Annotated in this window: 11 protein-coding genes; 3 read left to right on the top strand and 8 right to left on the bottom strand. The window is 57.1% G+C overall.

Going from position 1 to position 14,126, the window contains the following annotated elements:
• Nucleotide 1: 1 nt before the first annotated feature.
• Nucleotides 2–841, top strand: coding sequence for a hypothetical protein (locus M7439_RS05340; protein WP_298346404.1), 840 nt, complete (start codon nt 2–4; stop codon nt 839–841).
• Nucleotides 842–1,059: 218 nt separating this feature from the next.
• On the opposite strand, the gene M7439_RS05345 is transcribed toward M7439_RS05340, so the two are convergent.
• Nucleotides 1,060–1,992, bottom strand: a complete 933-nt coding sequence (locus M7439_RS05345) for an NAD(P)-dependent oxidoreductase (protein WP_298346406.1) — start codon at nt 1,990–1,992, stop codon at nt 1,060–1,062.
• Nucleotides 1,993–2,286: 294 nt separating this feature from the next.
• On the opposite strand from M7439_RS05345, the gene M7439_RS05350 reads away from it, so the two are divergent.
• On the top strand, nt 2,287–2,799 hold the full coding sequence (locus tag M7439_RS05350; protein ID WP_298346408.1) for a GtrA family protein: 513 nt from the start codon (nt 2,287–2,289) through the stop codon (nt 2,797–2,799).
• A 196-nt stretch (nt 2,800–2,995) separates the two neighbouring features.
• Here the strand turns inward: M7439_RS05350 and M7439_RS05355 are convergent, their stop codons facing one another.
• Both M7439_RS05355 and M7439_RS05360 read right to left on the bottom strand, forming a co-directional pair.
• Nucleotides 2,996–3,889, bottom strand: a complete 894-nt coding sequence (locus tag M7439_RS05355; RefSeq protein ID WP_298346410.1) for a hypothetical protein — start codon at nt 3,887–3,889, stop codon at nt 2,996–2,998.
• Between the two features lie 431 nt (nt 3,890–4,320).
• Entirely contained in the window at nt 4,321–5,661 is a 1,341-nt protein-coding gene (locus M7439_RS05360) for a rhodanese-like domain-containing protein (protein WP_298346412.1), read from the bottom strand.
• A 197-nt stretch (nt 5,662–5,858) separates the two neighbouring features.
• Here M7439_RS05360 and M7439_RS05365 point away from each other — a divergent pair, with 197 nt between their 5' ends.
• Nucleotides 5,859–7,130 carry an MFS transporter gene (locus M7439_RS05365; RefSeq protein ID WP_298346414.1) on the top strand — a complete coding sequence of 424 codons (1,272 nt, stop codon included), beginning with the start codon at nt 5,859–5,861 and terminating at the stop codon, nt 7,128–7,130.
• A gap of 31 nt (nt 7,131–7,161) precedes the next feature.
• Here the strand turns inward: M7439_RS05365 and M7439_RS05370 are convergent, their stop codons facing one another.
• The 5 genes from M7439_RS05370 to mltG all read right to left on the bottom strand — a co-directional run bounded on the left by M7439_RS05370 (nt 7,162) and on the right by mltG (nt 14,119).
• Nucleotides 7,162–8,379: a type II secretion system F family protein gene (locus M7439_RS05370; RefSeq protein ID WP_298346416.1), complete on the bottom strand. Its 1,218-nt coding sequence runs from the start codon at nt 8,377–8,379 to the stop codon at nt 7,162–7,164.
• The gene (locus tag M7439_RS05375; RefSeq protein WP_298346418.1) at nt 8,363–9,460 is read right to left on the bottom strand and encodes a type IV pilus twitching motility protein PilT; all 1,098 of its coding nucleotides are present in this window, start codon (nt 9,458–9,460) and stop codon (nt 8,363–8,365) included. Before M7439_RS05375 ends, M7439_RS05370 begins: the two co-directional genes overlap by 17 nt.
• A gap of 31 nt (nt 9,461–9,491) precedes the next feature.
• A complete protein-coding gene (locus tag M7439_RS05380) occupies nt 9,492–11,198 on the bottom strand; it encodes a GspE/PulE family protein (protein ID WP_298346420.1) in 1,707 nt (568 codons plus the stop codon).
• 1,056 nt (nt 11,199–12,254) lie between these two features.
• Nucleotides 12,255–13,115: a shikimate dehydrogenase gene (aroE, locus tag M7439_RS05385; protein ID WP_298346422.1), complete on the bottom strand. Its 861-nt coding sequence runs from the start codon at nt 13,113–13,115 to the stop codon at nt 12,255–12,257.
• Entirely contained in the window at nt 13,112–14,119 is a 1,008-nt protein-coding gene (mltG, locus tag M7439_RS05390; RefSeq protein ID WP_298346423.1) for an endolytic transglycosylase MltG, read from the bottom strand. Before mltG ends, aroE begins: the two co-directional genes overlap by 4 nt.
• Between the last annotated feature and the right edge of the window lie 7 nt (nt 14,120–14,126).

A 14,126-nucleotide genomic window follows, 5' to 3' on the forward strand; every position in this document is an offset into this window, starting at 1 on the left:
CATGACACTACGGAGAAGTGGCGAAATTCTTGAGGCTCTCGCTGAGGTGATCGAGAATCCTGACCCTCACCCAGCGATCCTGGAGATCCTTGACCTAGAGTGGACGAGGGACGGCTTCACTGAGCTCTTTGACTTCGATCTACCTCCCTTTGCTAGCTACTACCTAACGATTGGCCCTGTCCTTGGTGGAGCGCCTGTCGATTTCTTACGCGGCCTTCTTGCGGCCTATCTACGGCCCGAACTGCAGCCTGCCCAGCCCGACTCGCTCGCATTTCTCTTACGCTTACTCGCACTCCTGGTTCATGAAGAGAGCTGGGAGCGTGCTAACGCGATCTTCTACGAGGCGATGGGTCCCTGGCTCAGTACCTATGCGCGAGCCGCAGCGACCTTCGCACCTCCTGGCCTCCGTCGAATTGGTTCCTTACTCGGTGAGGTTCACCAAACGTGGCAGGAAGAGGCTCCGCCCGCTAGCGCCCTACCGTATCTTTTGCGGCATGCCCCACCGCCGCCGGCGACTGATGAACGTAAGGATTTGGTAGATTTCTTATTGTCACCAGTAGCCTCTGGACTGATCCTCCCGAGATCGCAACTCATTAGGATCACCCATCAACGTGAACTAGGAATGCGTCCTGGCGGAAGACGCTTTAGCTTTGAGTCATTGCTCGATGCCTCCCCTGAGACGACGTTGGCGGCGGTGCTGGAGACCGTTGAGGCTCAGTTGCTATGGTATCGACATCGGAGTTCCCCCATTGATCAGTGGTGGGGCGAGCGCCTTACTCAGACTCATGTGGTGGTGAACGCCTTGCTCAAGCAGGCCGTTGATGCTGGGACTCCCCACTGACCCGATCCCACTCAATTGGCTGCCAATCGGCAAGCAGTGCGGCTCTTCGGTCTGGAGCGTTCATTCTTCGACACAAAGGGTAGCACTCGCTAGCGCTGAAACTATGGTGTTGGCCACCATGCTTGCCCCAGGAGCGAACATGACCAACTGTTCGTCATTTCGGTACACCGTTGCGATTCTGAGGTCACGGCTATCGTTTGGTTGCAGACGATGTTCTGTTAGTCAATACTCGTAAGAAAATCACGCCATGCTCGTCCTAAACCCTCTTGAAGATTGACATCGGCCTTGAGTCCTGCGGTACGCGCACGCTCAAGTGAGACGCTCACTCCTGGCATCTCGCCTGCTTTTGCTGGCACACGATCAGGGTGTAGTTCTTTGCCTACCACTTCACCGACGAGCGCGACGAGTTCATTGACCGAGACACTCTCCCCAGATCCGAAGGAGACTGGCCCAGCGAACGCACTCTCAGCTAACGACAGGAAGGCCCGGACCACGTCTTCTACGTAGACAAAATCTCGAAACTGTGTGCCATCGCCATAGATGGCGAAGTCACCCATACCCTGGGCATAGCGAAAGAGCCGAGGTACGATGCTATCCTTGCGCCACATATCTGGTCCGTAAACGTTTGTCAAGCGGACAGCCACCACTCGAACACCATAACATTCGCTGTAGGCGGAACCAAGCATCTCGTCGGCTGCCTTGCTCGCACCATAAGGGGTGAGCGGTGCAAGTGGTGAGAGCTCGGTGATCAGATCCGTTCCGCCACTCATCCCAACCACCGCATTGGTTGAGGCGAGGATTACACGCGGTATCCCGTGCAGTCGGCAAAACTCGAGCGCATGGTGAAAGCCAACGAGGTTCGAGGCAAACACATCGGCTGGGTCCTTGATCGATTCGAGGACCGAGGTCCTCGCTGCCAAGTGCACCAACGTATCAGCGCCATCCGGCAGCACTCGCCCCAATGCGTCCCATGTCGACGGATCTTCGATGGCACCGCGAACAAAATGGTCGACCCCATCTACGCGCGGCTGATTCCGATCGACGATAGCGACCTGGGAGTTCTCGCGCTGCAAGGTCTTCACGAGATGTGTACCGATAAATCCGGAACCCCCGGTGACCACTACGCGACGCCTAGCGCTACTCTGTTCCAACGATACACCTATCCTATTTCCGACGACACCACACGGCAGGGGCTGAGGCAGAAGTCGCCACGACGACTCGCTTTTTGGCGAGTTCCCGGCGGTCATTCAGACCCAACACCCGCTCACGACAACCAACTACATATTCGTTAATCAATATATCAAGCTTACCCGGCCGCGAGCAGCGCACGGACCATGCCCCAGCTCTCCCCTAACCAAATGGTAACATTTGACCAGGGTTTTCGGGTCGCTACCCGTCTCAGTCATGCACGCATCGTGTTGCCAGTGGTGCTATGCTGGGGGTAAGTGGATACCATAGAAATCGTTGCACAACGGCTCGCTACTCTCGTCATCAGCGAGGAACAGTACCGTAGGATACGGGCTCTGTGGTCTCGTTTTTGGCGCTATGCGACTGGCTCCGTCATCACTGCAGTCTTTTCACAGCTGGTACTGTTTTTCGTCTTTTCGGTACTGCGTCTTGAGAACGCACGTGACTCAGCGATCACGGCGACGCTTATCGGTGCGATACCATCGTATTTCATCAATCGCTACTGGGCGTGGGGGAAAAAGAGTCCAACCTCCTTTCGGCGAGAGGTTCTTCCCTATATTCTCATGGCCGTAACGGGACTGATCTTTTCTACATGGTTCGTAGACTTTTCTCACTCACATGCCGGCTTTCTAGGGACTTCACGACTTGCCACTGACATCGTCGTGCAAGGGTCCTATCTCCTCTCCTTCGTGCTCTTATGGTTTGGCAAGTTCACCTTCATGCACAAGTGGCTTTTCCGTAGTGCACCCCTTGCCGAGTCCACGCCGTAGGTAAACTCCTCGGTTCCACAAGTGTGTCGTCTGCTACGACCAGTCAGCCGCTCGGGTACACCTTGTGCGGCTGGACGCGGTGTCACGAACGGCCAATCACAACACACCTACCGCCCTGTCTTACCCCTCTTGGTCTGATCGCGGCCGATCACCTCGACCCTCTGTTTGAGGATTCATCTGCTCGCTACTTACGGTTCTATCTCGATTCCGTCGCGGCGCGAATCCGTGCGCCCAGTTTCACCCAGTCCGCATAGGTCCTCCGCAATAGGCGCTGTGGCCCCGCTGGGCTCATCACCTCCTCGCCCAACCCCAAATCCAGTGGCAATCCTCCACGGGAAAGAACAGAAACGGGATCGACAAAGAGTACCGAATCGCCGCAAAGAACCGCGAGATCGGCAGCAATAGCGCGCGTAGCGGACGTCCAACCCGTCACCACATACCTTGTCGCATTGTCGGCACGAAAAATAGTGGCTGCGCAGTCAAAGATGGCTGCTGCAAGGAGCACCTGAGCATCGGTAGTCGCCGATACCCCCACCAACACTCGCCGTCCCGCCGAGACCGCACTCAAACATCCGTCGAGTGGGTGCACCGAGGCCCCGACGATCTCGGTCACCGATCCCAACAGTGACTCCAATGTCCAAAGAGTTGAACTCCCCCAACCATGGACCACACCCCTTGCCGGCGTTGCATCCGTGTTAGGCCCACCCACCACCAAGGTGCCCTCGCCGATGACAACCCCTACATTACGTGGATACTGTGCTGCAAGCATCGACGGCATGTCAATGACATAGCCTTGATTCCCTTCGTGCCAAAAGTGATACAGGTCGGGGGCGGCCAATGTGAGGCCGATGGCAGGGCCACCCATTATTGACTGAAGCGCCCGGCCAGGATCTCGAAGTGGTCCGCCAGGGGTTGCGTCAAGGGCGATGGCTACTACCGCATCAGGGTGTGCGTCAAAGAACAGCCTCCACTCCTGGGGACTCGATGGCCGCCGTAATCTCAGGGTTGGGTCACCGGAACGAAGCGGAAGCTGATAGAGGTCACACGCCTCGACGATATAAGGATGCCGAACAGGGTTCGCTGATGCCATTCGTATGACCTTAGCTCTGTTAAAGGGCGAACCATCTCCGTTCTCTCTGGATCCTCTACACAACGGGCCAACGAGAATTCCTGTTGTTCACGCATCCGTCACAGCGAGTTAGCCTCACCCCTGCGCACGACGCTAGTGTGCACACCAGTGCTTCTCTCTCCCTATCATTGCTTCCGGAGACGCTCGCCCTGAAGCTCCTCTAGGGACGCGAAGCTCAAACGATCGCTTCGATACGCGCAGCCAAAGTCCTGTTGCGAGGAGCTCTACGAGCCCATCCAGCCATGTGCACAGTTTTGCAACACGACTACCAAGCTAGGCCGAAGGATATGGCCCCAGCGGCAACTCCCAATTCAGTGTCAATGACACTGCTACTCCCTGTACCACCGTGTCACGGTGATCAGCGATGCGGTCAAGCGCCCCTGGTCAACTGCTTAGATGAGCGACAGGCCATTTGCTAAGTCATCGTCGATGACGACAACCTCGAAACCCCTTGCTGCCAACATGGAACCTGCAGCGGAGGCACGATAACCAGCAGCACAGTGGACGACGACCGTGGTAGTGGGATCGATCTCATGAAGCCGATCCGCCACTTCGTAGATCGGAATCTGTTTCGCACCTGGCAGACGATTCTGCCGATGCTCCGATGGATTACGAACATCGAGTAGCTGATGAGGCGTGGAGATCGTAGTCGAAAAATACTCGGCAAAATCGATCGCCGGGATCGAGCGCTCCCCTACTACCGCACTGAACTCCTTCGCCTCCACCTGTCCAAGAATGTTCTCAATTCCGATGAAACCTAAGGAGGTAACGGCGGCGAGTGGATCAGATGACCCATCGGTGACCAGGATGATCTTGGAATCGCTGGGGATCGTCCACCCGAGGTAGGTAGAAAATAGCGTGCCATACTCCATGAGCTGCGCTCCAATGGGATGGTTGTCGAAATGATCACGTCGAGGACGAATATCGACCGCAATGGCGCCCTCATCACGTAACTTCGCCGCCTCGGCGCCTGTCAGCATGCGGGGCGTCTTCGGACGAAGCGCTGATGCGCCAGCAAGATTTGCTGGCCCCATATGTCGGTAGTAGGCGGGATAGGGGTCATAACTCCCAACCAACATGGCAACAAAGTCGTCTTCGGATGGATACTGGAAGACGATATTGACACGCCGCTCCCCACCGACAGTGCCATCGGAGACCTCCTGGACAGAGACGGCTGAGCAGAAGGACCCGAAACCATGGGTGGGCATTAACTGTGTCGCACTCGGCAACTCGTCAGCAAGCCGGTGCACGCTTTGATACTGTGCATGTGTCAAAGGCTCCGTCAGCTCCTCTGAGATCAAATCGGTTCGACCAACGCTGCCATAGAGCATGGACCCACCACTCATCACCGCGCCGACTGGATCTTGCGTCGAGGTGATGCGGAAAGAGATATGGGTGGGGGTATGGCCAGGGGTATGAAGAACGCTAACCGTCAATGGGCCGAACTCGAAAATATCCCCATCCCGCACTGGTACGCGATCAAAGGCAACTGGGTCATCCGCGTGAACAAGATACGGAACCCCCAGTTCGCTCGCGAGCGCAAAACCACCACTTACGTAGTCGTTGTGCATGTGGGTGTCACCGATTCCTGCGATGATAAGTCCTCTTTGCGCACACGAGCTGATAATGCGATCGATATCGCGTTGTGGATCAACGACAAACGCAGTTGTCCCCTCCGAGACCACGTATGACCGATCACCAAGTTCAGGTGTAGCAACGACCGTAATGTCCATAGGAACGCTTCCCCTCTCAACACACACCCGCATAAATACCCTACACGGTATCATTCATTCTATCACGATTCGAAACTCCGTGCAGTACGTATGAAATCTGATTCACGACATGCTTGGTTCGATGCCGAAGGACATGCTCGTTCTTATAGGGATAGTACGAGGATGATACCGCTATGCAGACCTAGAATGGTTAGGCGATGCCAGATCCCCATGACCACCAGCGCTCCACAACGGGCGAGATTCTACGCGACCCAGTCATCCAACGACTGACCGCTGCGCGCAGCTTCGTGTCGATGGCCAATGGCATGCTGCCGGTCGCCTTGAGTTTTACGATTCTTCAACTCCTCCACTCGGCAACTGACCTCGGCCTGATCCTCGGCGCGGAGACACTGACCATGGTCATTGCGATTCTCTTTGCTGGCGTACTCGCCGACCGCGTACCTCGCAAATCGCTCTTGGTGCTCTCCGATGTCTTTTTTGGCCTCAGCATGCTTGCCTCGGGAATCCTCGCGGTCCTCTCCGTCCGCCAGCTACCCTACTACCTTCTTGCCGCTGTGTTGATTGGCTTCGCCGACGCCCTCTTTGTCCCTGCTTTTGAGGGCTGGGCACAACAGGTCATCCCGGTCCAACAGCGACAACAGGCGAGCGCAGTGCGCAGCATCTACCGGAACATCGGTGCGATTGCTGGCCCCTTCCTCGCCGCGGTCTTGGTAGCAGCGATCTCTGCTCCTTGGGCCTTGGTCGTGGCCGGTATCCTCCCACTCATCGGTGGTGCCATCTTTATCAAGCTGCCCGCAGGGGCAAGCACGGGCGAGGCCCCGGCTTCATTGCTCAGCGAGTTGCGCAGTGGCTGGGGGGCTTTTCGCTCTCGGAGCTGGATCTGGTCAGTGGATTTACAGTTTGCTCTCTGGCATGTGGTGATTTGGGCCCCCTTGATGGTTCTTGGTCCGGTGTTGGCAGAGCATTACTACCACGGCGCGACCAGTTGGGCGCTGATCTGGGCTGGCGTGGGCGTGGGTGGCGTGATCGGTGGGCTGGTTGCATTCCGATACCATCCACGATTTCCCGTTCGAACAGGTACCATTGCCATGGTTGGACTGACGCCGGTGATGGTGCTGTTAGCGCTCCACGCGAATGTTTGGTTGACAAGCGCGGCTGCTATCCTCGGGGGTGCTGGTCTCGAACTCTTTGGCGCACTCTGGTCATATAGCTTCCAGACACATGTGCCAGCGGACGTGATCTCGAAGGTTGCCAGCTTCGATTTTCTCGCCTCAGTGGCATTCCTGCCGCTCGGACTCGCTATCGTCGTTCCACTCTCCCGACTCATCACCGTCGAGGGTGTGTTTCTCCTTGGTGCTGGTTACCTTGTGCTCTCCGCCATCTTGGTCCTCTGCGTCCCATCAGTGCGCCAACTAGGGCGTGCCCCGTTGGAACAAGTACTCCCTGACAACGGAGACAACGTCACATGAGGTGCTTTGGAAGGGCGCTAGCGAAAGCAGACTACTTGAGCAATTTGATGATATCAAGCATCGGCAGATAGAGGGCGATGACCATTCCCCCGACCACGGTTCCAAGCACCACGATAAGAAGGGGTTCGAGCAGCGATGAGAGGGATTCGGTCATCGCCGATACCTCTTGGGAATAGAATCGAGCGATCTTTTCGAGCATGGTGTCGAGCGAACCCGACTCCTCCCCCACCGCAATCATCTGTGCCACCATGGGAGGGAAGATCGGGTGGGTCCCGAGTCGTTCCGCGATTCCTTCTCCCTGGGAGACCCCACGCTTCGTGTCAAGCGCCGCAGCAGACACGAGAGAGTTGTTCGCGACCCCACTCGCAATCTCTAGCGAAGGAACGAGCGTCACCCCACTGCGTATCAGCGTTGACAGCGTCGAGGCGAACCGTGCGACGGCATATTTTTGAATCAACACACCAAAGACCGGAAGTTTAAGCACCAACCTGTCCATCATGGCCTTGCCACGCTTGGTCCGACGCAATCGAACAAAACCGACGACAACTCCGACATAAAAGATGATCAGCAGCGGGAAAAAGGTGACGGCCAGATGCGAAACGAACATCAAGATCCGGGTGGGTAAGGGTAATTGACTCCCAAGGGACGTGAAGATACTCTGGAAGGTTGGTACCACATACACCAGCATCGCGGTAAGGATCACTACGACCAGCACCACGACGGCTGCGGGATAGGTCAGCGCGGATTTGATTTTGCGCTGGAGTTCCACTCGAGTCTCGAGCGTCTCGGCGGCCCTTGAGAGGACCTGATCAAGGGTTCCAGAGACCTCACCAGCACGGATCATCGCCACAAACAGGGTGTCAAACACCTTCGGGAACCCTTCAACCGCCTCAGAGAACGACTTCCCAGCCGTGATCTCCTGACGAATCGACGTTACCGCATCTCGCAACGTGGGATTATCCGTCTGCGCTTGGAGAATCGACAGGGCGCGAACGATCGTGATACCTGACTCAATCATGGTGGCGAACTGGCGCGCGAAGACCGCCACCTCTGCGAGCTTGACGCGACGTGAGAAGCCGAGATTGACATCGCGCTTGAGCACTGGCACCCGTTTCGCGTTGACCGAGACCGGCAACAACCCTAGATCGCGAAGATGACGGAGCACCGCCTCACGACTATCGGCGTCGATGGCCCCCTGCTTGACGTTGCCCTGTGTGTCGCGGGCACGATATTCATAGGTTTCGAGCACCGATTCCCCCCATCGCTTCATAGAGTTCCCGCTGATTCGTGGTCGCGAGCAGTGCTGCCTCTCGTGAAATCTGACCAAGCTTAACCAACCGAAGGAGCGCAGAGTCCATCGTCTGCATCCCCATCTGTGCGCTCGACTGCATGATCGAATAGAGCTGATGGCTCTTGGCTTCGCGTACGACGTTGCGTACCGCTGAGGTTGCAACAAGTACCTCTACTGCGACCGCACGACCAGGCTGGTCACAGCGGGGTATGAGCTGTTGGGTGAGGATCGCCTGCAGTGAGGAAGCGAGCTGGACCCGAATTTGCGCCTGTTGGAAGGAGGGAAAGACGTCGATCATACGATCGATCGCCTGGGGAGCATCCTGGGTGTGCAGCGTGGCAAAGACAAGGTGGCCCGTCTCAGCTGCGGTGATCGCCGCAGCAATAGTCTCAAAGTCCCGCATCTCACCCACCATGATGACATCGGGATCCTGTCGCAAGACCTGACGGAGGGCCGTGGCGAAGGCTTTGGTATCAGTACCAACCTCGCGTTGATTGACGATGGAACTCCGGTGGGTGTGGAGGAATTCAATGGGATCCTCAATCGTGACGATGTGCCGTCGCTGGGTCCGGTTGATGAGGTCAACGATGGCAGCAAGTGTCGTCGACTTACCCGAACCAGTAGGTCCGGTAACTAACACTAAACCCTTAGGGATCTCGGCGAACGTTTTGACGACGGGTGGCAGCTCAAGCGTCTCGAGGGGCGGTATCTGGTGTGGGATCACCCGGAACACCGCACCGATACTCGAGCGTTGTCGGAAGAGGTTCAGGCGAAATCGACCCAGACCCCGTAACGAGTAAGCGAGATCGAGCTCCCATGATTCTTCAAAGCGCTCACGCTGTGCTTGGGTCAGGATTGCATAGACACCATCACGGATCGTCTCAGGGTCAAGTTCAGGTGTACCCTCAACCTCACGTAAAGCGCCGTAGACGCGGATAAGGGGGTGCGCCCCGACCGAGAGGTGAAGGTCACTTCCTCGGGCCGCGACCAGCTCCCTGAGCAGGGCATCGATCGATAACTTGTCTTGGGTCTCTAACACCTGGAGGCGCCCTTTCTTGCATTGGTATTCATCAAATCAATACTCTCAATATCTCTTCTATCGAAGTAACTCCTTGCAATACTTGAACCAAACCGGCTTGGCGCAGGGTGATGAACCCCTGGGCCGCAGCGATCCGGTGCAGCTCCTCCATCGGTGCACGTGCAGCGATCGCTCGCCCAAGTGGCTCCGTAATCTCCAACAACTCATGCAAAGCGACTCGCCCGTAGTAACCGGTTCGAGAACAACGTACGCATCCTTTGGTATCGGCCCGATAGAGCGTGAAGGCCTCGTCCTTCGCTGGGACGATGAAGCCAAGTTCTCGTAAGCCTTCACGTGTGATCGAGGAGGGGATACGACAGTTGAGACAGAGCCGTCTTGCGAGACGCTGCCCTACCACCGCGGTGAGCGCAGATGCGACGAGATAGGGTTCCACCCCCATCTCAAAAAGCCTGGTTGGCGTGGAGAGTGCATCGTTGGTGTGCAGTGAGGTGAGGACAAGGTGGCCAGTGAGCGCCGACTCGATCGCAATCTCTGCCGTCTCACGGTCACGCACCTCCCCCACCAAGATGATGTCGGGGTCGGCCCGGAGAATGGACCGAAGAGCCGACGAAAAGGTGACGCCTGCAGCAGGGTTGACCTGCATTTGTGCGATGCCGCTCAACTGGTACTCTACCGGATCCTCGACTGTGATGATATTGGTCTCCACCCGGTTCAGTCGGTTGAGCGTTGCGTACAACGTGGTCGACTTGCCTGAACCAGTGGGACCAGTGATCAGGATCGTGCCCCAAGGCTGGTCGGTCAGCCGATCATAGAGCCGTCGAACATCAGGGAGGAATCCAAGATCTTCGAGGTCGAGCCGAGCAGTACCGGTGTCAAGTACACGGATGACGACCTTCTCGCCGAGATAGGTCGGAAGGGTCGCCACCCGAAGATCAACCTTCTGGCCCTCAATGCCTACGCTAAAACGTCCATCCTGTGGTCGGCGCCGCTCGGAGATGTCAAGACCCGCGAGAATCTTGATTCGCGTCATGAGTTTGGCATGAACGTTGACGTTCAGCCGGCCTACTTCGTGCAGTACCCCATCGATACGGAATCGGATCCGGATGGCCCCATTGATCGGTTCAACGTGGATGTCTGATGCGCGGTCGAGGACTGCTTGAGAGACCATCTGATTCACGAGCGAGACGATGGGACCATCTTCTACGACGTCCGCAACATCAGACTTGACAGCCTCCTTCCTCTCTTCAGCCTGCTCGGAGAGATCGAACTGCTCTTTTAGATTCAGTTGGGAACGCTCAATGGTGGCGAGCAGCTGCGAATAGGTCACCACCACCAGATGAAGATCCCGCCGCAAGACGGTCTTGAGATCATCCTTGGCGACTACGTCGGTCGGATCAACCATGGCGACCATGATCGAGCTAGACTCCTCACGAATGGGGAGAGCAAGATAGCGGCGCGCCGCTCGAGAAGGCAACAGTGCGACGACATCTGGATCGAAGGTGAGACCGTTTAGATCGAGCTCCTCGACACCATAGCGTTCAGAGAGAAAATGGCATAGCGCAACCTCATCGACCAGTCGACCTTCCACCAAGGCTCTGATCAACGATCGCTGCTCGTCTTTGGTTCCCAAGAGCTGTCGAAGTGTATCCTCGGCTACAAGCCCTGCATTCACGAGACCGCGAGCAAGCGAAGAGAGTTCAGGGATCGTGAAGGTACGCTGTGCCTCGGGCTCGCTCATATCCATGGCATCGGCCGAAAACCAGCGCAACCCAAGTCTGGGCTACTCCGACCAGTACCCTTCCCACAGTACCTGCACTTGGCTGTCTCGGCCCAAGCGGGGCTCCATCCCATGGCTTGGCACCCTTACACGTTGGAAGCCACCATGAGCATGTTCTCACTCACACGACCATCATGCCTCGCATCAGTACTTGATCGTGCCCTCCACCATCGTGGACCCCACTCAAGGTTTCACCCATCCGCAGCGGGTACCGCATACATCCCCAACCGCGCCGAACTCCATTCTTGGCTTCGACAACTGTGTACTATGGCCATCGATCACAACGAAACCCCCGGGATGCTCGAACTGGCTGAGCTGGCCCGACGTCTCCGCCAACCATCGACAGCGAGACTCGACACAGCGCTCCCTGCTATGCCGCCTCCGCTTGATAGCAGTCGTGTTGATGATGCCGGGGGGACGGGAGGACCGGTCTTGCCCGTCGCGGTAGCCGGGGTCGAGTGGACAGGCGTTGGCCTCGTCACCACACCGGACCCGGCAGATAACCTCATCATCGGTATCGTCACGCGTGTGGAAGCATACGTCGTATTGCCATCCTGGTTGAGATCACTGATGCGGATCCCCATAAATTGGACAATCCTTGCCAAGCTCGAACGCAGGCGCGTTGACAAGGAGCCAATCGCGAGCGTCACCAGATGCTTCCCGTCCTCCCGAACACCACTTCAGCTGGGTTGCCTCGGTGGTGCTAGCCGGCGCTACGCTGACGTGTCTGGGCGATCTCTCTTGTGCTAGTTGAAGAAGTTCCAGCTGAGTATGCAGGCTTTTGTGACCGTTAACACCCTTTCCATTGAAAGAAGCCTTGACGCGAACCTTTACTGGAACTTCGAACTTGAGTGGCGAATCTTCACAGTCGTGCCTACGAATCGATCGATCGTCTATCCGTTCGCTGGCCTATCGGATCGAAGTTTCGTGGGAAGGTGCTCCAATCCTCTGGTACTCCACAACTGCGCTACTTCGATGGCTAGTTATCAGCCATGGTGTCCAGTTGATCTCCGCTGATCAGCCATGTGGGTCTCGATCGCTATTGTGGTGACCCAGGGCGTCCATGAACACCTGAAGGTCGGGTCGACCACCATAGAAGAGTGCAAAAGCAATCCTCGCCTGGGCAGCTAGCATTGACCGTCCATCAAAAGCGCTGATTCCCAGGCGTCGAGCCGCTTGCATGAGAGGTGTCGTCGTTGGCTCATAGACCATGTCATAGACGAATTGGCACCCTTTGAGCTCAGTAAGGTCGATCGGAGCCTGTCCCTCCGCTCCCGCACCCTTCATACCGACGATCGTTCCATTGATAACGAGGTCGACCGACAGCTCTCGCGTATCCTCGCAGATACCTACCGGACCCGTAAAGGATTCCACCAACAGCCGTGCCCGAACGGGGTTACGATTCGCGACCCAAACCTCGACGGCTCCGGCGGTGAGCATCGCGAAGACGGCGGCTCGCGCAGCACCGCCAGCCCCCAAGATCAGCACTCGTTGCCCCGATGGCTCGAAACCCACAATCGTCCGCAACGCCTCCAAGAGCCCAGGTGCATCGGTATTGTAACCGATCACAGAGCCCTGGGAAAACAGGACGGTATTGGCTGCGCCGATCGTGCGTACCTCATCGGTCATCCGATCGAGGAGCGGCAGCACCTCTACCTTGAGTGGTGCTGTAAGGTTTGCACCTTGGAACCCAAGCACCTGCAGCGCTCGCAGGGTATCCTCGAGTTGAGAAGATGGGGTCCGAAAGGCAAGGTAGTTACCAGCGAGTCCGCTCCGGGCAAGAGCAGCGAGGTGAAGTCGAGGCGACAGACTCTGGGCGATCGGATCACCGAGCACGCAGGCCAATGGCACACTCGGCTGGCTGAGCGCTGTACTCACGACTGCTCTCCGTAACGCGCGATCGCCGCCTGCTGTTGTGCAAAGGTATCATAAAACGACAGATGTCGGTGCCCCCGAAGGGCGACGAAGTACAGCCACGACCCCCGCGCTGGATGCAGAACGCTGGAGATGCCAGCAGCATCGACTGCTCCAATCGGTCCAGGAGGCAGACCTACATGGGTGTAGGTGTTATAGGCCGACGCATCTTGTAGCTGTGCGCCGGTGATAGGGTTCGAATAGTTGGCGGTCGCAAAGCGAACCGTCGAGTCCATCTCGAGCGGCATGCCAGCGGCAAGACGATTGAGGATAACCCGAGCTACCTTGGCGTACCCGGCCGGTGTGTTAGCCTCCCGCTCTGCAATCGAGGCCGCCACGATCACCTGATTCGCCGTGAGCGAATGGTATCTTCCTGTAGATGAGAGTCCAGCCGCCTCGTACTCCTGGGTCGACCGATCCAACATCTGCTGGATAAGCTCCTTCGGCGTCCCAAGCGGATCGACAAAGTAGGTATCCGGATAGAGTAACCCCTCCAAGCTTGTGGCTGTCGCAAGAAATGGCGAATGGAACGCATGCAGATCGCTGGCCTGGCGCAGGAAACTCGCGCCCGAGAGGCCTTCCCCCGGTAGGCCTCGTAACTCCGCCGCTATAGCGTTCACGGTCATGCCTGGCAATACGGTAATCTTTAGCGAGGAAGGACCGCCGGTCAGGAGGTCTAACGTTTTGGCGTACCCCTCATTCGTGCGCAAAAAGTAGACACCAGCGTCGATCACGCCTACTCCTTTGATCTCTGCATAGGTCTTGAAGAGCAGCGGCGAACGCACCACCCTTGCATCCCCGAGCTGATCAAAGATCGCGTTCACAGACTCACCTGGAGCAACCACCACTGCCACTGAATGTCCCTGCGGGCCGGGTCGTGATTCGAGGTAGTAGCTAATCCCCACCACACTGATCGCGATCACGACGACGATGATGCCCGCCAGGAGTAACTGCCGGAGCCTAGACATGACGCAC

The sequence above is a fragment of the Ferrimicrobium sp. genome, assembly GCF_027319265.1.
GTDB lineage: Bacteria > Actinomycetota > Acidimicrobiia > Acidimicrobiales > Acidimicrobiaceae > Ferrimicrobium.

Excerpts from the sequence above, each read along its gene's own strand:
- M7439_RS05380 (WP_298346420.1), bottom strand. The coding sequence starts at position 11,198 with ATGAGCGAGCCCGAGGCACAGCGTACCTTCACGATCCCTGAACTCTCT.
- M7439_RS05340 (WP_298346404.1), top strand. The coding sequence starts at position 2 with ATGACACTACGGAGAAGTGGCGAAATTCTTGAGGCTCTCGCTGAGGTG.
- M7439_RS05355 (WP_298346410.1), bottom strand. The coding sequence starts at position 3,889 with ATGGCATCAGCGAACCCTGTTCGGCATCCTTATATCGTCGAGGCGTGT.
- M7439_RS05360 (WP_298346412.1), bottom strand. The coding sequence starts at position 5,661 with ATGGACATTACGGTCGTTGCTACACCTGAACTTGGTGATCGGTCATAC.
- M7439_RS05365 (WP_298346414.1), top strand. The coding sequence starts at position 5,859 with ATGCCAGATCCCCATGACCACCAGCGCTCCACAACGGGCGAGATTCTA.
- mltG (WP_298346423.1), bottom strand. The coding sequence starts at position 14,119 with ATGTCTAGGCTCCGGCAGTTACTCCTGGCGGGCATCATCGTCGTCGTG.